Below are 19,845 nucleotides of genomic sequence, written 5' to 3'. Positions count from 1 at the left end.
TGATGTGAAGGCAGCCGACTTTTTGTTTGCCTGTGCTGTCAGCCTAGTAGGAGCCGCGCGACATCCAGACGGCCGGCACGGTCCTGATGATGATGCGAATGTCCCCGAACATCGACCAGTTCTCGACATAGTGGCGATCGAATGCCACTCGGCTGTCGTAGGAGACGTCGTTACGCCCGCTGACCTGCCAGAGTCCGGTCAGGCCGGGGCGCGATTTCAAGTAGTAGACCGCGGCGCTGCCATAGATCTCCAGCTCGTCGCGCACGACCGGACGGGGTCCCACAAGGCTCATATCGCCCTGAAGGATGTTTATGATCTGTGGCAGTTCATCGAGGGAGAGCTTGCGCAGCACGGCCCCGACACGGGTGACGCGCGGGTCGTTCTTCAGCTTGCGGGTCGACAGCCATTCGGCATTGGCATCCGGATTGGCGGCAAGATAGGCCGTCAGAACCCTTTCACCGTCCGGCACCATGGTGCGGAACTTGAGGCAAGGGAAAATCCGCCCGCCCCGGCCTATCCGCCGATGACCATAGAAAATGGATCCGCCGTCGGAAAATTTGACAAGCAGCGCGATCATCACAAACAGCGGGCTGAGTGCAATCAATCCAGCCAGCGAACCGGCAATATCAAAGCTGCGCTTGAGCAGGCCGCCGATCGGTGGCGGAAAATCAATGTCAGCTTGCGGAAAGCCCGCTGTGGCTGACTTCGCAACGTCCCTCATGCCGAAAACTCCATGCGTTGAACGAATGGTTCACGGCACGGTACCAAAAAAATGCTGCAGCGCAACACACAATTTCCCATACCGTTGAAATAGTCTCGTCAGGGGGTGGCTAAAAAATAAGCTAATCCTGCCCAAAATTCGGATTACTTAGAAAATTTATGACAATTGGCGGGCACAAGGGAAAAATTCAGGACCTATCTGGAGCAAATATGAGGCAGGGCGCTCTTTAACTCGAAACGTGTGCTTTATAATAATGTGGCTCTTCGGCGTATTCGTATAAAATGCTACTCAATATTGCATATTGTACTGAAATGAGACGATGTCAGAAAATTGGCCATGATGCCAATGCGTGCATTGCAACATGTCTGAGTCGATCGCCGAAGCCGGTTCAAAAATATGTGTAGTTGCCCTTGCCGCCTATTGCCCGCCTTAATAGAGTTGCAAACAGTTTCTGTCAGCATACGGACAGGTCGGAAAGGCTGGAAGCAACCAGCCGAAAGCGGGCGACTTTAACAAGCCCGCATGACAAGGGTAGGCGCTCGGGGTAGGGCAATCTCTTTATTTTAACCCGAGCCGGTAGATGGGCTATGGGTATGTCGCTGCCAAAATTCATCATCGGCATGATCTTCGCTATCGCGATCGTGATTGTGTGGTCCTATCTGGGCGGCGCCTCCATTGTCACGACACTCGTTCGTGTCGTCGTCTGCGCCGTCATCATTCAGGTCGGCTACTTTGTGGTCGTCTATGTGATGATTGCAAGAAGCGCTCCGACCCCAGCCGACATGATTCGCGACGCCGAAAGAAAGCAGAGCTCTACCGAGGCCACCGAGGGCGAGAAGCTCGGGGCCCGCAGAAGCCTGCACTAAATCCGCCACCTTACCATCCAGTTTGATATCCGCCCGGCCTCAGGCTGCGTCGGCGGGTTCCCTCTCGGACTGTTCACCCGACAGCATCCTGGACAACCGGCTTTCCGGCTTTTCCTTCAATCTCTGATATTGCCCGACCTCCACGACGCGGCCATTGTCCATCGCCACCACCCAGTCGGCAAAGGCGATCATCGATGGCCGATGCGCAATGGTCAGGATCGTCATTGAGCCGCGCAACCCGTCGATCGACTTGGCGATCAACGACTGGTTCTGCCAATCGAGTGCGCTGGTGGCTTCATCCAGGATGAGCAAGGATGGTTTGCGCAGCAGCGCCCGCGCCAGCGCGATGCGCTGGCGCTCGCCGCCGGAGAGCCGCACGCCGCGGTCGCCAACCACGGTCTCGAGCCGGTGCTCCAGCCGCTCGACGAAATCACCGGCATGCGCGGATCGGAGCGCCACCCACAGGTCGTCGTCAGTGGCCTGGGGCGCGGCGAGGCGAAGGTTTGCACCAATCGTATCATGCAGAAGAAACACATCCTGCGGCACATAGGCCACCTGATCGCGCCAACGCCTGCGATTGGCGGCCGTGATTTCAATGCCATCGACGAGCATCTTGCCGGCCGTCGGTTCGAGCAGGCCGAGCAGCATGTCGGCGATCGTGCTCTTGCCCGATCCCGAAGGGCCGATAAGCGCAGTGACCTTGCCGGCCGGAAGGCCGAACGTGATGTCGCTGACAACCGGTGTGCCGGAGCCGTCACCATATCCAAAGAACACATTGCGTATGTTGAACCCTGTATCGAGCGAGAGTTTTCCATGCTCCTCGGTCTCGGGATTAGTCTGTTCACGTTCCGCATCGAAACTCGTCTGCAGGCTGCGCATCGCGGCATAGGCCGGAAGATTTATCAGAACCTGCTGAGATTGTACCTGCAACTCCATGAAGCGCGGCGCGATCCGCATGAAAACCAGCAACAGTACAACAATCTCGGCTAGTGACAGATTGAAACGCACCAACGCCACATAGATGAAGATGCTGAGCCCGACGACGCTTGCCACCTGGAACAGGGCGGTGCCGATCGTGGTGTTGCGCACATAGTCGATATTGTCGGCCTTCATCTTTCCGAGGATCGACCGAAGCTGGGCGAAATACGACGCCTCCACATTGAGGCTCTTTGCAACCTTGATGCCGCTCAGAAACTCCGCAACCGTCCGGTACTGGTCCTGCCGATTGGTCGTCAAGAGCTGGCCGAATGCGGCGGCACGCGTCCGAAAGGGCCGAAGCACCAGGAACATGATGATGCCGATCAAAACCGCGATGGACGTCATCACTGGCGAGATGAACAGAGAGACCGCGAGGTAACCTGCCAGCAGAACCGACGTTTGTACCATCATTAGCAATGAGAAAGCCGTAGCCTGCACGCGGTCTATGTCGCCGGTGAGGGCATGGTCGAGGTCCGAGCTTCGCATCCGCGTGAAAATGCCCCATCGGGCTCTTCCGATGCTTTCAAAGAGATCGATACGCAGACGGTTGATGAAATCGTACAGAAGCTTGGCCATGTAGAGCGACTTGAAGCGGCTGAAGGCCGCTTGCAGCGTGACGAGCCCAACCAATCCGAAAAGCACCGTCGCAAGTTGCACGGTTTCAACTGGCAGTATCCAGCGCATCAACTCGCTATCGGGCAGCTTGATCGCGTAATTCTGATCCGATCGTCCGACGAGTTGCAGCAAGGGGACCAGAAGCAAGATAGAGACACCTTCGGTCAGACTGCCCAAAATGAGGAAAATCAGCGCCGCCCATGTTCTATGCCCACCAATCCGAGCCATGGCCACGCCAAATCCGGTGATCTGTCGAAACAGTGACAAATGAAACGCGGGTGCTCTTGTCATAACCTTGCTCAGCGGGAACGTCGGAGCGCCGCCCGTCCTCATGTGCTGGAATTCCGTTCTAAAAATCTGCGGCTAGACATCGTGCTTTCCGAAAATCGCCTCCCTTTTCGGTCTAACTACGTTGTCAAACTCCAGGTCCATCTTGATAAGATCCACGGCTTCGCCGATTCTATCGAGACCAGTCGGCACTTCGAGCCGGCATACTCCGACATGGCCGGCCAGTTGTGCGCAATGGCGAAGGTGTTTTGCTGCGAAATCACCAACAAGAGCCGACCGGCCAAAGCGAGTTACGTAAGAAAATTTGATGATCGCGGGCAGTGCGGCAATGGTTGGAAAGGGCAGGATTGCAGCTCGCTCGCCACGTTCGAGAATATAAATCCGGGTCACGGCTACCTTCTCACGAGAGAAGCCTCCGTGCAGACGATGCTGCGTCTTGTCGATGGCCGGGTGTACTTGCGGTCGCACCTCCGCTCCCTTGAGCGAGATCGCTGCCGCGGCGTCGGCGGCCAGCTTGAGCTGTGGAAAGCCCGGCACGATCATCGGCTCAAGTGGGTTGGACAAATCGAGGGCGACCACGTCATCGGTTAGCAATTCATGCCCGGCGCGGATCATAGCTCCTGCGGTGGTCGATTTGCCGGCCCCCTTATCTCCCATGAAGATTGCGCTTTTGCCATCAACGACAATGGCGCTGGCATGAAGAATGAGCAAACCGCGCTGATGCAGCAGTAACGCCATGACCGGGCCCAGCAGGGGAAAGGCGATCAACTGGTCGTCGACGCCCGGTGCTGGATCGACGTCGATCCGCCTTGCATCGCTGATCAGAAACGCCCCGACCGTCTCCCAGGCCAGATACTGCCTGTCCGGCTCGAAGCGGAAGGCGGTCGCGGCGTTGACCGACGGCTGCGGCACCTCAAACGAGCCAACACTGATCACTATGTCGGCTGCCGCCGGCACCGAAGCCAGCGGCTCAAGTTCCGGCAGGGTCACTTCCGAGGATATCGTTAGGCCGTAGGCCTTGTAGAAATGCCGAGGTCTTGGCCGTAGAGGCCCCGATCCGGTTTGATTGTGGTTGGCCTTGGCGGAAAATGGCGCGTTGACTTGCATTGCTACGGACTCCCACGGCGTTGGACCTGCCGTAGCCAGAGAGACAACGATGCCGAACGCCAGACATATTGAACGTCGGGCAGCGTCGCTTGGTCAGGAAGCCTTGAAATCCGGTCATATGCCGCCGTCACCTCAGGCAGGTTGACGTAGGGCTCAATCAGACTGGCGTCCGACACGAGCAAACTGTTCAGAAGGCTTCGGTGATTGCGCAACATGCCGCTGACCAAGTTCGACTTGAAATCGATCTTGTCGCGCCGCCACTGAACCGCCGGAGGCAACACGCCCTCCATGGCACGGCGCAGCACGTGGCGTCCGAAGCCCTGGTGTAATTTCTGCTCGCCTGGGAGGGACAGACAGAACTCGACAAGTGGTTTGTCCCAGAAAGGATAACGCGGTTCGACACCGAAATTGGCCGCAGCCTTGTCGAGAACCTCGAATGCGTGTGGTACAAGCCCATTCGATAGAATCCAGCGATGGGTCAAGGCCTCAGTGGATCTCATCGAAGGCGGCATAGCTCCGCTTCGATGAAATCTGCCAACAATATCCGTTCGCCTGGCAAGGTCTGGGTTGATCAGGCCAAGCCAGCTCGGACGCTGCGCGATCCTCGGCGATCGTGGCCAAAGCTTGTTCATGGCGCGCTTTGCCGTTTCCCTGAGTTTGGCGATACGCCAAGCCGGCCCGTAGACGGTCAAGAATTTGAAGTAGATTTCGAGGGTCTCATCCCCAAAAAGGACCGCATCCCCGCGCATCTCGCGCCACAAATCCATCCATCTGCGGGCGATTGCAAGCTCGTGTAGATACCCATAACCTTGCGAAACGACCTCATCCCCGCCATGGCCGTCGAGAAGTACTTTTATGCCCTTGGCGCCTGCGGCTCTGTATATGCTGCGGGTCAGCGACAGGCCTGGCGCCAGAAACGGCCCACCCTGTTCTTCTAGGATGCGTTCGAACTCCGCGAATGGAGCGTAGTTGTCGACAGCAATCATGGTGCCGTCAACCTCGTTCTGTCTCAAGACTTCGTCGATGAACGGCCGTTCGTCCGATGGCGACCCCTTCTCGAAAATCAACGAGAAAGTCGGTAGTTTCTGTTTGCTCCCGGCTGCGTTCTGGCGGCCGGCCACACAGGCGATTGAGGAGGAATCGAGGCCGCCGCTCAACATCGCGCCCACTGAGGAAGTGCCTCTCGTCCGGTTCTTGACGGACTGCTCGAACAGATGGCGAAATTCCTCGGCGGCGTCAGATCGCATGGGGGTCGATGACGGTTCAATTTTCCAGTAACGCCGCAATGCAACCTGATGCGCCGTCGCGGTCAGGCTGTGGCTGGCGGGCAATCGAAAAATATCGGTGTAGGGTGTTGACTGCGGGTCATCGGGGAGCCCAGCAAGAAACCCGGCAATCTGATGTTCGCTAATGGTCGCACTTGACTCGCCAACGGCGAGGATTGGCCCGATTTCCGACGCAAAAACGAAGCGCTGAGCCGCCGAATGATAGTAGAAGGGCTTGACCCCGAATTGATCGCGCGCGCAAAACAGCAATTGTCGTTCGCTGTCCCAGACGGCGAAGGCGAAATCGCCTTGCAGATGAAACGGGCAGGCCTCTCCCCAACGCAGATAAGCACTCATTATCAGCTTCGCATCGGCGACCGATTTGTCCCTGATGCCCAGCCTCGCCAACAGTTCGTCTCGGTTATCCAGTCGGCAATCGGCGGTTATAGCGAGTTTGCCTCCACCCATAGTCAGCGGACCGGGGCCAGCTTCATCCGTGGTGTTGAGCCATGCGTGGCCAAGGGCGATGTCGGTGTCCAGCCACCACGAGCTTCCGTCAGGGCCACGATGGCGCATACGCGCCAGCATTTTTTGAATATCAGTCGCCGCGACTGTCGGCGGGGGCCCTTGTCGGAGCAGAATTCCGGCCAAGCCGCTCATCGGCTGCCATAGTCGACGAGATGAGCGAAACCGTCAATTGATCCGCCAAGAACAATATGGTGCTCACTCACCAGCCAGGCATGCGCCTTCAACTGCTTCCCGGTGCCGCGTTCTATGCCGATACGTATCTTGGAGGCATGGCCCTGACGGGCGAGAATGTACTGGCCTGAAAGCGCCTGGGTAAGACAAGTGGCGCGCGGCACGAGCCGCGCAGCGGCGGCAATGCCCCACGCGACACGCCGCAGGTCAGCAACATCAGCGGATTGACGCGCGTCCAGCCGCATCACCACCGCGCGTATGCGATTGTAGGAGATCACCGTCAGTCCCAGCCGGACGGCCGTGACCACCAGCAGGCAGCGGCCAAGAAAGATCATTTCCGAGCCGCTCAGGGAGAGAACTCTAGACAAGTTCCTCATGATGCAGCCTCACAAGGCCATGGATAGCCAAGCCCCTTAACAATCCATCGACGTCGGCCTTGCAGCGTTCTGCATCGACATTGTAACGCGCAAGCACGGCATTACGGATTTCCAGGATCGGCTTCGGTTCCTGGATCAGGTCCCAGATGAATGCCCCGACGCTGTTCAGGCTGAAGTAGATGTTGGACTTCAAGTCCAACAGTGCGACTCCGTCGCCGAATTCACAAGCCACGGCCTCCTTGATCGCAGAGACCTTGTCGTGGTCAGATGGGTTCCAGCTCATCCTAAAGCCTTGTTTACAAATACGCCACGGAAGTTCCAGATTTCAACTGCGAGTCGGAGATTTTTCAACCCCCGACTCTCTTAGCGTTTGGCTCTAAAGTTCCAACTGTCACTCTAGAAAACCGGATCATCTCAAGAGAACGTGAGCTGGCCCTTTGGTGTATGAATCGGGAACACCCCATCGAGCGCGGTGTCGCCGCCGGTGCCCTGGGTGATGGTTTCGATCGAACCATGAACCGTCAGGCTCGGCGTTTCGTACTCATGCTTGTCAACATTCTGTTCCATTTAAGTCTCCGATAAGGACTGGAAACGGCCTGTCGAGTGCCGTCAGCATATTTTGCTGCACCGCAATAGCTGCATAGCAACATTCATGAGTCAAGCCTGATTTACCAAGCGTTAATCAATTATGGGTTGCGGTGGCGGTGGATTCTGTGAAGGGACGGTTGGAGCCGGGCGTCCTCCATGCCGAATCGGGGTGCATGAGCGTGCGCTTATGGTAATGATTTAAGCATTTGATTTTATTGGTATAAAGATGCTTGCCGAAATGCCTTGTATTTAGTCGTTGCTAATGTGGGCGGCCGATTTGGTAAAATCTTGCTGAGGCTAGCCGAAATAGGACGTCGGATAACATTGCAACTGCGGTTGCGGCTAGGTTTCAAGGGAATCAGAACAAACGTCATGGTTGCAGGCGAGTGAACGCCAAAAGGAAAAACTGGACGTGGCCAACGATTTTGGCGATGCTGCACGTTCGCACTTGCAGCATATGCCTCGGATAAATTGTTTTCCGGAGACTTTGCGAAGGATGGCCCTTGCAGGAAAGTTCGTATGAACGGTTGCGCACCGCCGACTGCGCCGACGAGATTGCCTATGTACAGGCGTGCCTGAGGCTGTTTTTTGCCGCAAGCCCTGGGGCGACCACCGGCGAAGCCTCCGTGCCGACCCTGTCGGTCGCCAACGTCGCTGACATCGCCAGGTTGAACAAGGTCGCCACATTCGTCCTCAAGGCCCTGTCTCGTTCATCTGGTGAAAAACCTCCCGAACTGTTCCAGTGGCTGGATACCTATCGCCGCAGGACGGTGGCGATGAACTCGTCTTGCATCATGGATTCCATGGCCATCCACGGCGCGTTACGCGACCGAGACATCGACTTTGTCTTCCTGAAGGGCCCATTCCAGCAGCGGCTTCTCTATGGCGATCATTTCATGAAGCCTTCCGGGGATGTCGACATCCTGGTCTCGTCATCCGGCTTTTTCAAAGCGCGTGATGCGCTGCGGGCGATAGGCTACGAGATCGCCGGCAAATCGCGGTCCGTATGGTGGGTTCGTTTTCTTGGCGAGCAGCACATGATCCGTACTGCTGGGCCGACATCCTCCACCGTCGATCTTCACTACCGCCTCCAGCAGCCGGGTTCGCCCAGTCCGCGCGATACGGACGGGTTCTTGCGGCGCAAGCGGCCTGTCGAGATCGCCGGCACAAGCGTGCCGTTCATTTCGGCGACCGATACCTTGCTTCTTTCCTGCATCAGCGTTGCCAAGGCGCTTTTCAATCGCGAGCCCTGCGCCGGCTATGTCTGCGATGTCCGCGCCAGCGCCAGCCGGTTGAGCACGGCGGAACAGCAGAATGTGCTCGATTACGCGACGGAGCAGGGGCTGGTCGACACGCTGCTGCTTGGTTTGCGCGCCGCCGACCTGCTTCTTGGCGGGGCTGGGACCCTGCTGTCGGAGCGGGCCACCCGGATCCTGTCGCGCATCGGTAATGAAGACCTGCTCAACATGGTCATCGCTCCCTGGTTGTCGTCATTGCGGTGGCCGCAGCGGCGAACCGTGTTGTGGGAACTGTGCGGCCGCGCGCCTGTCCGTTACATGGCCGAGGCCGGTTGGGCCGCGTCAGCCGATCTCAGCCGTCGCATTTTTGAACGGCCGGGTGGTCGCTGAGGGTGTGAAACATGTCTGACGCCGAACGGGAGGGGCAAGCAAACGAGAAATCACCGGTGCAATGAAGACCGGTGCAATGAAGAGGTGAACCCATGACAGGAACCGAAGTCTGCGTGATCATCGCGGCGCGAAACGCGGCACGGACGATTCCGGTCGCCATCGCTTCCGCGTTGCGTGAGCTGGAAGTGGCGGAGGTCGTTGTCGTTGACGACGCTTCCACCGACGACACGGCAAGCGTGGCCCGGGCCGCCGACGACGGCAGCGGGCGGCTCTCCGTCATGCACCTCGACATCAATCGTGGCCCCTCCTTTGCCCGTAATGCCGCGATCGCCGGCTCCAGGTCGCCCTTCATCAGCATCCTCGACGCCGACGATTTCTTTCTCGAGGGCCGGTTTCGCAAGCTGTTTGCCCGCGCCGATTGGGATTTCGCGGCTGACAACATCATGCTCATCAGGGATGACGTGGCTGGAGACATGACGAAAATCGTCGCGCCGCGATTTTCGGCCGATCCGGAATTCCTCGATTTCGAGCGCTTCATCGAAGGCAATATTTCCAGGCGCCGCGTGCAGAGGGGCGAGCTCGGCTTCCTCAAGCCGGTGATCAGCCGCGCCTTCCTCGATCGGCACGGGCTGCGCTATGACGAGGGTTTGCGTCTTGGAGAGGACTACGAACTCTATGCGCGCGCGGTTGCCCAAGGCGCACGGTTCAAGGTCATCCGGTCCTGTGGCTACGGCGCCATCGTGCGCCCGGATTCGCTGAGCGGCCGCCACAAGACGCAGGATCTGAAGCGCCTTGCCGACGCGGACCTGTCGTTGCTAGAGATCGACAGCCTGCCGGAGGGATCGAAGGCGGCGCTGAGAAAGCACGAACGCCATGTCCGCGACAAATATCGCTTGCGGAAGTTCCTCGATGTGAAGGCCGAGCGCGGGCTGGCATCGGCGGCTGCCTATGCGCTGGCCAGTCAATCCAACCTCATTCCCATCGTTCGGGGTGTTGCCGCCGATAAGCTCGAAGCGCTGTTTCGCCATGCCGGCCTTGCTTCGAAGCCCCAGCAGACGCCACCGTTCCGGGTACTTATGACCGGAACCAGAACCGCCCGAGAACCTTGAGCCATTGGTGTTTTCTCAAACCCACCGTGGCCGTCTTTCGGCCGGAGCCGTCGGTTTATGAGCTTGGTGGTTGCCTAGTCGCTCCAGGGATGGCACTCTATGCTGCAGTGCAGCAATCTCGATGGCCGCGTGAATTGGCCGATATGCCTATCCCCGCCGGGTGAATCCGGCAATGACAGGAGTCTGAAACGATGGCCTCGATATTCGGCTTCCGATCCAGAAACCCCGCCCGCGACCGGCAGACCGACATCTCACGCCTGGATCGGCTGGCAAAACTGTTCGATCAGATTTCAGCTGAGGTGGAAGCGGAGAAAAGCGGACTCGAGAATCGCTACAGGACAAAGGCCACGAACGCAGCCTTTCTGGTCGAGGCGATGGAAAATGGATCCGCCTCCGGTCGCTCATCCGAAATCAGCGAGCTGACAAAGTCGATCCTAAATTGCGAGCGGCGCATCGCAGTGCTCTCGCAACAGCACCTTCTGATGAAGGAACTGCGTCCTTCGCTGGATGCGATGTTCGACGAGAATGGATCGCGCGAGGCTGCCGTCGAATTCACCAGGCCGGCTCGCGCCGGCAGAGGGTGAAGCGGAGGCGTCAGGGCCGCAGGCAACGTTCTGACTCCGACACGACATGCAACAAGGTTGGGGGGTGACAGACGAACGAGGTCGACTCGTCTCGTTACAGTTCGAATGTCGACTTTGGGTTGGGGTACACAGCACAAAGGTGAGTTTGGTATGAACAGGAATTCGAAAAACACCTCTACCATCGCAACGGCCAGGCCTATGCCGTATCACGCAAGACAAGGTGGCCTAAAGCGGCTGTGGTCATGTGGCATGTTTACGCTGGTTGCCCTCGCGGGTCTTATTGTGGGGCCAACGGTGTCGCGTTCCCAGGATATGGCGAGCGGAGCGTCATTCGTTGACGATTTCACCACTTTCAATCCATCGCGCTGGTACGTTTCCGACGGCTGGACGAATGGCAGCCATCAGAATTGTACCTGGTCCAAGGACCTGATCCGGCTTTCCGACGGCGTGCTCACGCTCGGCTTCGAAAAACGGAAATTGAAGGACCGCGATTTCGGCTGCGCCGAAATCCAGACCAAGGAGCGTTTCGGCTACGGCACCTACGAGACGCGGATGAAGACCGACACGGGCTCGGGCCTCAACGCGGCGTTCTTCTCCTATATCGGGCCTTCCGACAAGCAGCCCTGGGATGAGATCGACTTCGAAATCCTGACCAGGGACACCTCCAAGGTGCAGACCAACGTCTATATAGCCGGCAAAGGAAAAAACGAAAAACTGGTCGATGTGGCGGGTGGCGCAGAAAACGCCTTCAACGACTACGCCTTCGTCTGGGAAAAGGACCGGCTGCGCTGGTACCTCAATGGCCAGCTCGTCAACACCATTACCGATCCGGCGAAGCTGCCCACCCATGCTCAGAAGATCTTCTTCAGCCTGTGGGGCAGCGACACCTTGACCGGCTGGATGGGAGCCTTTTCGGATCCGGGCCGCAAGGTCACGCTGCAGGTCAAGCGCGTCGCATTCACGGCCCTGGGCCAGCCTTGCCAGTTTCCAGAATCGGTCGCTTGCGCCATAAAGTGAAAGGCGATTGGAAAAATACATCTGAACCGGCGGGCCCGAGAGGGTCCGCTGGCTTGAGTGGGGGCGGCACCGAATGAATCTGACGGTCTTTGGAATAGGCTATGTTGGCCTGGTGCAGGCGGCGGTGCTGGCGGAAGTCGGCCATCAGGTGATGTGTGTCGACATCGACGCGGCCAAGGTCGAGCGGCTCAACCAGGGCCTCGTGCCGATCTACGAACCCGGGCTCGAAAGCCTCGTCAAGGAAAACCACGCGGCCGGGCGCATCACCTTCACCACCGATGCGGTCGCTGCCGTCAAGCATGGCGAGATCCAGATGATCGCCGTCGGCACGCCGCCGGGCGAGGACGGTTCGGCGGATCTGAAATATGTATTGGCGGTCGCCGAGGCGATCGGCAGGGAGATGGACGCGCCCAAGATCGTCGTCGGCAAGTCGACCGTGCCGGTCGGCACCTGCGAGAAGATAAAGGCCAGGATCGCCGAGACGCTGAAGGCACGGGGCCGCGAGGACCTCTCCTTCGATGTCGCTTCAAATCCGGAATTCCTCAAGGAAGGCTCGGCCGTGGCTGACTGCATGAAGCCCGACCGCATCATCGTCGGCACCGACAGCGAGGACACCGAGGCGGTGATGCGCGAACTCTACGCGCCGTTCAACCGCAACCACGAGAAGATGATCGTGATGGATGTGCGCAGCGCCGAGTTCACCAAATACGCCGCCAATTGCATGCTGGCGACCAAGATCAGCTTCATGAACGAGATGGCCAACCTGGCCGAGCAGCTCGGCGCCGATATCGAGGAGGTCCGCAAGGGCATCGGCAGCGATCCGCGCATCGGCTACCACTTCATCTATCCCGGTCTCGGCTATGGCGGCTCGTGCTTTCCAAAGGACGTGCGCGCGCTCATCAAGACCGCAGAAGGGGTCCAGTTCGACGCCAAGCTGCTGAGGGCCGTCGAGGAACGAAACAATGAGCAGAAGTCGGTGCTGTTCGACAAGGTGAACCGCTATTTCAAGGGCAACCTCAAGGGCAAGACCTTCGCCCTATGGGGCCTGGCGTTCAAGCCCAACACCGACGACATGCGCGAGGCGCCGGCGCGCACGCTGATGGAAGCGCTGTGGAAGGCGGGTGCCAACGTACAGGCCTACGATCCCGAGGCGATGCAGGAATGCCAGGCCATATACGGGCTGCGCGATGACCTGCTTTTGTGCGGCACCAAGGAGGCGGCACTTCGCGGCGCCGATGCCCTGCTGATCGCCACCGAGTGGAAGAACTTCCGCGCTCCCTCCTTCGATGCGGTCAGGGATGCGTTGACCACGCCGGTCATCTTCGATGGCCGAAATCTCTACGACCCGAAGGTCATTGCCCGCCACGGCATCGAATATCACAGCATCGGCAGGATGGCGGCTTAGTCAGGCGTTTGGGTGCTACCTGACGGCGAAGTCATGGCGATCGACAAAGGTTCGAAATGCGCGTCGCTGGGACATTCGCGTGCGCACGCCGCGAAGGGTTGAAACCCTCGCACGCAAGCTGGGTGTTGGCTGCGGCGTCTGCGCTTGGACCTGGAAGACCGACGCAAGTTCCGGAAAGCGCTCCATGAGATCGACATATGGCCTGTGGAAGCGCCATCCCCATGGTGGGACGCTGGCTTTCCAGGGCTTGGCGGGGCCGGTGAAATGGATGATCTTCGGCGCAAGAATTCTGTGGCACAGCAGCTTGGCGTAGACGTTGTGGAAATTGTAGGCGGGCGAGAGCGGTTCGACATTCTGCCCAAACACCGCATTAAGCGCGCTCTGGTCGTGGCGGATGAATGTGTCGCCATTGCTGAAGAATGCGTTTAGCGCTCGTGGACCATAGACGGCCCAAGTGTCCCGGTTGCATGCCAGCACTCCGGAGTTGAAATAGCTCTGGCGGGTGGCTCCCCCCAGCACATCGAAATAGCCTTTCGGATTTAGTCCCAATCTATCGCTGGGGTCGAGCCAGGCGCTGCCCCTGCCGGCCGCGATCCAGCCGTCCCGGACGCGGTGCCGGACGAGCGGCGCAATATCTCCGACAATTTGGATATCACCATCGAGATAAACGATATTGCGATACTGTGGCGGCAGGTGGTCGGCTATCACGAGCCGGGCCAAGGCCGTGACGGGCACATGGTTCTTGGCAAAGGCCACGCCGTCCGGGGGCAGATAGGACGTGTCGGGCAGCGCGATGAAGGATATCGCCCGACCTGCGCGGTTGCGTAGCGCGTCGATCAGCGCCGGGTCGACGCCGACCGTGTAGATCAGGATGTCGGCCAGGGCGTCGATACCTTGCGCTGTCAGCTCCAGCGCCGCTTGCAGTGACGGACCAAGATATCCGTTGTCGGTCACAAAAATGACCGCGGTGTCATGCCGGTTCTCCGTCATGCCCACCGTCCAAGCAGGCGCGCACCCCTGCCGATCAAGAGCCGCTTGAACAGGGCGATCAGTTCGGTTTCGGGCCCTTCGGGCCGTCGCATCAAATTCCACAGCAGCAATTGGGCTCCGATGAAAGCGGCCGCTCCGATGGCGATCTGCGACGATAGACTCAAAACCAGTTGGGATGTTTCGACGCCGGATGGAAGCGCCGCACGAGAACCAAGCACGGCCGCGACCATGATTCCAGCGCTTGTCAGGCTGCGCAGGTTGGGGCGCAACTGTGCCAGGTAGCCGATGCCGGTGAGCTGCCGGACGACCTGGAGATTGAAGAAGATGCCGATGACGCCCGCAATCGCCCGCGCGATTGCCACCCCGGCAAGCCCACCAAGCCAAAGCCCCACGACGACGGAGGGGACGCGCAGGATGAATGCCTGGACGTCACGCTTGAAGAGCAGCCGCGTGTCGCCTGTCGCCATCGCAAGCGGCTGCGCGAGGCTTCCCAGGGTTTGTACGGCGAACACGGCGGACAATGCCTGGATCACGATTACGGCCGGCAACCATTTGTCCGTCATTGTCAGCCGGACCAAGGGCTCGGCGATCAGCGCCATCCCGACGCCCACCGGCAAGGCGATCATCGTGACGAGCGCTTGCGATGACTGGTAGACCTTCTCCAGGCCCCCGTCGTCGCGGTTCTTCACATGGGCGAATGCGGGAAACAGGACGGAGGTCAAAGGCGCGATCGCCTCGCGCGTCGGCATCGCGGCGAGGTTGTCGCCCACCGAATAATAGCCAAGCGGGGTCTTGCCGAGGAAGGCGCCGATCAGCAGGTGGTCGAAGCGCCAGTTCAGCGTGTTGATGGCCTGTGCCAGGGTCAGCCAGATGGAATAGCCGAACATCTCGCGCCAGTGCCGCAGCCCGGGCTTTGGCCGAAAGGGTGCAACGACATAGGAAATGACGAGGCCGGTGAGATCCGACGCCAAGGTCCCCGCGACAAGCGCCCAGTAGCTCCTGAAGGTGAACGCGAACACAGCCGCCACGATAAGCCCGACCAGCTTCTGGGAGACCTCGATCAGGAATTGCTGCCAGAACACCAGGCCACGCGTGAGCAGGATTCGACGTGGACTGCCAAGCCCTCCCAGGAGCGTCGAAATCGCCAGAGCCGCAAGCACCGCCGGCAAGCGCGGTTCCGCGAAGGCCGATTCCGCTGGTATGGCGACAACCATGAGCATGGCAGCGACGGCCGCGGCGCGCATCGCGCTGAGCGTCCATGCCGTATCAAGATGTTCCCTTGTGGGATTTGGATGATGGATGAGCACAGCACCGATCGAAATTTCGGTGACTGAGTTCAAGATGGCGAGCACGGTCCAGCCAAGGGCCACAATTCCGAAATCGCCGGGGGTCAGTAGGCGCGCCAGGACAAGCGTGCTCACCAGGCCCAGAAGGTTGGTGATGAGCCGAGCCGCGGTGATCCACGCCGCCCCCTTGGCCAGTCTTCCTTTGATTCCGTTCACGCGTCGGCGCCTCCAGTGCACTCAGAACCGACACATCCCCGCCCGCGATCGATGCTCGATCAATGTCCGGTGCGCCCGTTTTTATTCTCCACGGCCTCAGGGTGCAAGCATTTATGCCGCAGTGCAGCATAAAAACAGATTCTGCTATTGTGCACTGCGGTCAATGGGGCAAGATGGCGAGGGGCGACGGACAAAAAGGATCGACTCCTGATGATGCTGCAGGAATGGCGAGACGACACGCCGCGAGAGAGCCGGACGAGCGAAGACCTTCGAATTGCCTTGCGGGACCGGATCAAGGAGGTTTTGCTGCCGCTGATCTCCGGGCGCGGCGAGCGCATCCATCTTATCGATCCACCCGATCACCCCAACGTCGGCGACTGCGCTATCCTGTTGGGCGAATTGGATTTTTTCAAGCGTGAGCTGCCGGGCAGCAAGGTGGGATTCCACGACTGGAGCACCTACAGCCGGTCTTCCGACCGGCACGTCGAGCGCGCATCCGTCCTGTTGATGCACGGTGGCGGCAATTTCGGCGACATATGGCCCCATCACCATCAGTTTCGTCTGGAGATCCTGCGGCGCTTCCCCAAACGGCCGACAATCCAGCTAGCACAAAGCATCCATTTCGACTCGCCCGAGGCCCTACAGGAGACGCGCGACGCCATCGCGGCACACTCCGATTTCACTTTGCTGGCGCGTGACACAAAAAGTGAAGCCTTCGCCCGCGCGAATTTCGATTGCCATGTGGCGCTCTGCCCGGACATGGCATTCGCCATGGACCGGATCGTGCGCAAGCCCGCGACTGTGGATGCGTTCTGCCTGTTGCGCACCGACAAGGAAGCGGTGGCGCCGCACGAAGGCATCAAGAAACAGTTGAACCAGATGGGGCTTTCCGCGGAGGCGGGAGACTGGATGGATGATCCAAGGACTGCCGAGCGCTTGTGGGACAGATTGTACTCCAAACTCACACGCAAATTCCCTGCCGCCTATCCGTTGCTGGCGCCGCTGGCGTTTACCGCGCGCCGACGCTACGCGGAAGCCCGGCTGAGGGTGGGTATCGATCTGTTGAGCCGCGGGCGCATTGTGGTCACCGATCGATTGCATGCCCACATCCTGAGTACGCTTCTCGGCATCCCGAACGTCGTTTTCAGATCCTTCGACGCCAAGGCCGCCGCCTTCTACGACACATGGACACATGCGGCGCCCATCTGCCGGCTGGCCGATGATCCCTCCGACATGGTCCACGCCGTCCAGGCCGTGATGCCGCCGAAATGAGCGAAGTCGTTGAAATGCCGGATCCCATCTCTTCGCCGCGCTACGCGGCGGTGATCCGCGCATATCAATGCACGCCGCTCCTGATCGAGGTGATGGAGGTGCTGCGACGGCAAAGCGTGCCGCCGGAGCGATTGATCATCGTGGATTCGTCGCGCGATCCGGCGGTATCCTGCGCGTTTGAAGACCTCGGCGCCGAAGTCGTCACATACCCGGCTGAGGAGTTCAATTTCTCCAAGGCGATCAATCTTGGTGTCGAGGCCAACGACCAGCCTCTCACACTCATCATCAGCAGCCACATGCTCATTCATGCGCCTGACCTGATAGCGAAAGGACGGGACGCGGCCCTGAATGGCGGCATGGAAATCGTCTATTGGCGGCATCCGCCATACCAGGACGCACCGCACGAGTGCCACCATGTCATGACCAGCCGCAACTTCGACGGCAGGAATGGCCTGTCCAACACCATGGCCATGATCCCCACGCAATTGTTGCGCGAGCGTCCGTTTCGCGAGGAGGTCTTTTCCGCCGAGGATCAGGAGTGGACACGGTACTATTTCGCATCCCGCCGTCGCGCAATGCTGCGCATCGACACCAGGGATGTCAGCTACAACAATCCCAATCACAACGCCGACACGTGGAACGAGACCAAGCTCCTGCGGGAGGAGTTGGCGATTGGCTATTTCGTCAACCGGCGGCTACTGCTGCCGGACAGGATCGTCATCCGCTTCCTGCGCGGTGTTCTGGCCACTCTGCGCCGTCGGCCGGACAAGGCCAGGGTGCATTTTGGCTTTGCCTGGGCCATGACCAAGGCGAACTTCAAGCAACCAAACGCGAAGTCGAGATATTTTTGACAGCATCGCTGTGCAGTCGCAGCAAATCGAAAGGCATGAGGGGGTTCAAAAGCGAGAGACGATGGAGATCTTGCATGATTGCGTTTCTTGTCCTGGTTCACGACAATCCCAGACAGGCGCTGGCGCTGGTGGAAAGTCTTCGGTCATCGCACGCCCGCACGTTCATTCATGTCGATGCCAAGTCCGATATCACCCAGTTCCAGGAATGTGCCCAGGCTGGGGCCGTTCTGATCGAGGAGCGGAAAAGCGTGCATTGGGGCGGCTTTTCGCAAGTGCGCGCCGCCTTGGCGCTGATGCGGCACGCCCTGCGGGATGAGATTCCTTTCACCCATTTCGCGTTGCTCAGCGGCAGCGATTACCCGATCGCGACGGTCGAGGCCATTGCGAGCTACCTGGCTGCGCAGGATCGGGAGTTCATCGACGCTGAGCCGGTGTTGGAAGGGCCCGACAGTCTGCCGTGGCAGCGTATGCTCAAATACCAGATGGAAGGCGGCTGGCGCGGTGCCGGCCTGCGCGGGCGGATCATTCGCGAGGTCAATGCCCACATCCTGTCCCGCCTTCCCAACCGCGATGTCCGTGCCATAGCTGGTCCTGTGGCCTTCTTTCGCGGCAGTGCATACTGGATTCTGACACGGGAAGCGGTCGAAGCCATCTTCGCCTTCTCGCGGAAGCACAAATCCATCGTCCGGTTGTTGTCGCACAGCGTCTGTTCCGACGAAACGTTCTTTCACACCGCCGTCATGGCCGGCCCGCGTGCCTCCCATGTCGCTGGCACATCAACCTATGCACAATGGTTCCCTGGCAGCAGCGGACCGACCGTCGTCGATGACAGCCTTGTCGATGTCGTGACCGCGCCGGGCTTTCATCTGGCAAGCGGTGGGCGGAGAGCGCGCCCCGCCCTTTTCGTTCGCAAGTTGAACGGCGATGATAGCGGGATCCGAAACCGGTTGGATCACTACCGAACAACGCGTGTCCTTCCCACGGAACCTCTCCCGGGTAGGCATGGCTGACATTTTCTGGCGCACGGGCGCGATTTTTGAGATCAAGGAGTGATGATGAATCCTATTGTTGATACAAATATCAACATCGTATGTGTTTCAGACGCAAACTATGTGCCGCATCTGGTGACGTTGCTGAAGTCTGTCGAGGCGAATTCCGCCGATGGCGACAATTTCAAGGTGCATGTCATCCACGATGCCATCAGCGACGATTTGCAAAAACAGGTGGCATCTGAATTGGGGAGAATGGATGTTCGTTGGTACTCGATTGTTGGTCACGACGCACTGACATTGCCTCCGCTTTTGCAGATAAGCCGCGCTACATATCTGCGCCTGATCATGGACGAGGTTCTGGATGGATCCATATCTCGTCTCATCTACCTGGATATCGATATGGTTGTGACCGGCAGCTTGAAAGAGCTGTGGCAGTCTGACTTGGGCGACTGTGTTTGTGCGGCGGTTCCTGATCCTGGTGTGGATGTCGGAGAGTTTGCCGGGAAGCACGGTCTGGGCCTTCCCGGCCGGTATTTCAACGCTGGCGTCATGGTGTTCGATATGCCGCGTGCCCGTGCGGATCGAACTCTGAGCTGCGCATTGAACCTGTTGCTGGAGGATCAATCGAAGTTTGAATTTGCCGATCAGGACGCGCTGAATGTCGTTTTGTGGGGCAAGTGGAAGCAGGTGGATGCGACCTGGAATTTCCAAAGGGAATTCATGTACGATGATCTCGCTGCGTGGCGCTCCCTGTCGAAGGATCGCCATACGGTGCCGAAGATCATCCATTTTACGGAGAGCGTTAAGCCATGGAAGGCCGGCGAGTGGCATCCGTTTGCCTGGCTCTATTGGAAGTATCTGCTCCGGTCGGGATTCGCCGGGGATGTCATGCGAAAAGGCAACATCACGTACCGCGACATAATCAAGATGCGGCTTAAGTACCTGTTCAAGAAGCCGAATTTGGCTCGGGGTTCTACCAGGTCATAAGGCG

Annotated in this window: 19 protein-coding genes; 10 read left to right on the top strand and 9 right to left on the bottom strand. The window is 59.0% G+C overall.

Translation table 11 applies throughout. From position 1 onward, the window contains the following. Positions 1-43: 43 nt before the first annotated feature. Positions 44-721, bottom strand: coding sequence for a sugar transferase (locus ABVQ20_RS19175; protein ID WP_354461068.1), 678 nt, complete (start codon positions 719-721; stop codon positions 44-46). 593 nt (positions 722-1,314) lie between these two features. Here ABVQ20_RS19175 and ABVQ20_RS19170 point away from each other — a divergent pair. Next, entirely contained in the window at positions 1,315-1,587 is a 273-nt protein-coding gene (locus ABVQ20_RS19170; protein ID WP_354462215.1) for an exopolysaccharide production repressor protein, read from the top strand. Between the two features lie 39 nt (positions 1,588-1,626). Here ABVQ20_RS19170 and ABVQ20_RS19165 read toward each other — a convergent pair whose 3' ends face one another. From ABVQ20_RS19165 to ABVQ20_RS19140, 6 genes are all read right to left on the bottom strand, one after another. Then, positions 1,627-3,471, bottom strand: coding sequence for an ABC transporter ATP-binding protein (locus ABVQ20_RS19165; RefSeq protein WP_354461067.1), 1,845 nt, complete (start codon positions 3,469-3,471; stop codon positions 1,627-1,629). A 72-nt stretch (positions 3,472-3,543) separates the two neighbouring features. Next, on the bottom strand, positions 3,544-4,575 hold the full coding sequence (locus ABVQ20_RS19160) for a phosphoenolpyruvate carboxykinase (ATP) (protein ID WP_354461066.1): 1,032 nt from the start codon (positions 4,573-4,575) through the stop codon (positions 3,544-3,546). Positions 4,576-4,577: 2 nt separating this feature from the next. After that, positions 4,578-6,500, bottom strand: a complete 1,923-nt coding sequence (locus tag ABVQ20_RS19155) for a lasso peptide isopeptide bond-forming cyclase (RefSeq protein ID WP_354461065.1) — start codon at positions 6,498-6,500, stop codon at positions 4,578-4,580. Next, positions 6,497-6,874, bottom strand: a complete 378-nt coding sequence (locus tag ABVQ20_RS19150) for a lasso peptide biosynthesis B2 protein (RefSeq protein WP_354461064.1) — start codon at positions 6,872-6,874, stop codon at positions 6,497-6,499. The genes ABVQ20_RS19155 and ABVQ20_RS19150 overlap by 4 nt, the downstream gene beginning before the upstream one ends. Before the next feature lie 25 nt (positions 6,875-6,899). Then, positions 6,900-7,199 carry a PqqD family protein gene (locus ABVQ20_RS19145; protein WP_354461063.1) on the bottom strand — a complete coding sequence of 100 codons (300 nt, stop codon included), beginning with the start codon at positions 7,197-7,199 and terminating at the stop codon, positions 6,900-6,902. Between the two features lie 131 nt (positions 7,200-7,330). Further along, positions 7,331-7,483, bottom strand: coding sequence for a lasso peptide (locus ABVQ20_RS19140; RefSeq protein WP_354461062.1), 153 nt, complete (start codon positions 7,481-7,483; stop codon positions 7,331-7,333). 524 nt (positions 7,484-8,007) lie between these two features. On the opposite strand from ABVQ20_RS19140, the gene ABVQ20_RS19135 reads away from it, so the two are divergent. The 5 genes from ABVQ20_RS19135 to ABVQ20_RS19115 all read left to right on the top strand — a co-directional run bounded on the left by ABVQ20_RS19135 (position 8,008) and on the right by ABVQ20_RS19115 (position 13,247). Beyond that, on the top strand, positions 8,008-9,132 hold the full coding sequence (locus tag ABVQ20_RS19135) for a nucleotidyltransferase family protein (protein ID WP_354461061.1): 1,125 nt from the start codon (positions 8,008-8,010) through the stop codon (positions 9,130-9,132). A gap of 92 nt (positions 9,133-9,224) precedes the next feature. Then, positions 9,225-10,241, top strand: coding sequence for a glycosyltransferase family 2 protein (locus tag ABVQ20_RS19130; protein ID WP_354461060.1), 1,017 nt, complete (start codon positions 9,225-9,227; stop codon positions 10,239-10,241). Positions 10,242-10,432: 191 nt separating this feature from the next. Next, positions 10,433-10,825 carry a single stranded DNA-binding domain-containing protein gene (locus tag ABVQ20_RS19125; protein ID WP_354461059.1) on the top strand — a complete coding sequence of 131 codons (393 nt, stop codon included), beginning with the start codon at positions 10,433-10,435 and terminating at the stop codon, positions 10,823-10,825. Between the two features lie 150 nt (positions 10,826-10,975). After that, complete coding sequence (gene exoK, locus ABVQ20_RS19120) at positions 10,976-11,842, top strand: endo-1,3-1,4-beta-glycanase ExoK (protein WP_354462214.1); 867 nt, start codon at positions 10,976-10,978, stop codon at positions 11,840-11,842. 73 nt (positions 11,843-11,915) lie between these two features. Then, positions 11,916-13,247 (top strand): UDP-glucose dehydrogenase family protein, encoded by a 1,332-nt coding sequence (locus ABVQ20_RS19115; protein ID WP_354461058.1) that lies wholly within the window; start codon positions 11,916-11,918, stop codon positions 13,245-13,247. Between the two features lie 15 nt (positions 13,248-13,262). Here ABVQ20_RS19115 and ABVQ20_RS19110 read toward each other — a convergent pair whose 3' ends face one another. Together ABVQ20_RS19110 and ABVQ20_RS19105 are read right to left on the bottom strand one after the other, a co-directional pair. Further along, positions 13,263-14,237 (bottom strand): glycosyltransferase family 8 protein, encoded by a 975-nt coding sequence (locus ABVQ20_RS19110; RefSeq protein WP_354461057.1) that lies wholly within the window; start codon positions 14,235-14,237, stop codon positions 13,263-13,265. After that, a complete protein-coding gene (locus ABVQ20_RS19105) occupies positions 14,234-15,739 on the bottom strand; it encodes a lipopolysaccharide biosynthesis protein (RefSeq protein ID WP_354461056.1) in 1,506 nt (501 codons plus the stop codon). Before ABVQ20_RS19105 ends, ABVQ20_RS19110 begins: the two co-directional genes overlap by 4 nt. Before the next feature lie 210 nt (positions 15,740-15,949). Here ABVQ20_RS19105 and ABVQ20_RS19100 point away from each other — a divergent pair, with 210 nt between their 5' ends. Genes ABVQ20_RS19100 through ABVQ20_RS19085 form a run of 4 tightly spaced genes read left to right on the top strand, consistent with a single transcriptional unit; the run spans position 15,950 to position 19,841 of the window. Further along, entirely contained in the window at positions 15,950-17,011 is a 1,062-nt protein-coding gene (locus ABVQ20_RS19100; protein WP_354461055.1) for a polysaccharide pyruvyl transferase family protein, read from the top strand. Beyond that, complete coding sequence (locus ABVQ20_RS19095; RefSeq protein WP_354461054.1) at positions 17,008-17,862, top strand: glycosyltransferase family 2 protein; 855 nt, start codon at positions 17,008-17,010, stop codon at positions 17,860-17,862. Before ABVQ20_RS19100 ends, ABVQ20_RS19095 begins: the two co-directional genes overlap by 4 nt. Then, positions 17,859-18,872, top strand: a complete 1,014-nt coding sequence (locus ABVQ20_RS19090; protein ID WP_354461053.1) for a beta-1,6-N-acetylglucosaminyltransferase — start codon at positions 17,859-17,861, stop codon at positions 18,870-18,872. Before ABVQ20_RS19095 ends, ABVQ20_RS19090 begins: the two co-directional genes overlap by 4 nt. A gap of 45 nt (positions 18,873-18,917) precedes the next feature. Next, positions 18,918-19,841, top strand: coding sequence for a glycosyltransferase family 8 protein (locus tag ABVQ20_RS19085; protein WP_354461052.1), 924 nt, complete (start codon positions 18,918-18,920; stop codon positions 19,839-19,841). The last annotated feature ends 4 nt before the right edge of the window (positions 19,842-19,845 follow it).

The organism is Mesorhizobium shangrilense, assembly GCF_040537815.1.
Taxonomy (GTDB): domain Bacteria; phylum Pseudomonadota; class Alphaproteobacteria; order Rhizobiales; family Rhizobiaceae; genus Mesorhizobium; species Mesorhizobium shangrilense.
Note: the sequence above shows the minus strand (reverse complement) of the source record. Positions and strands in the feature narration are given on the sequence as shown.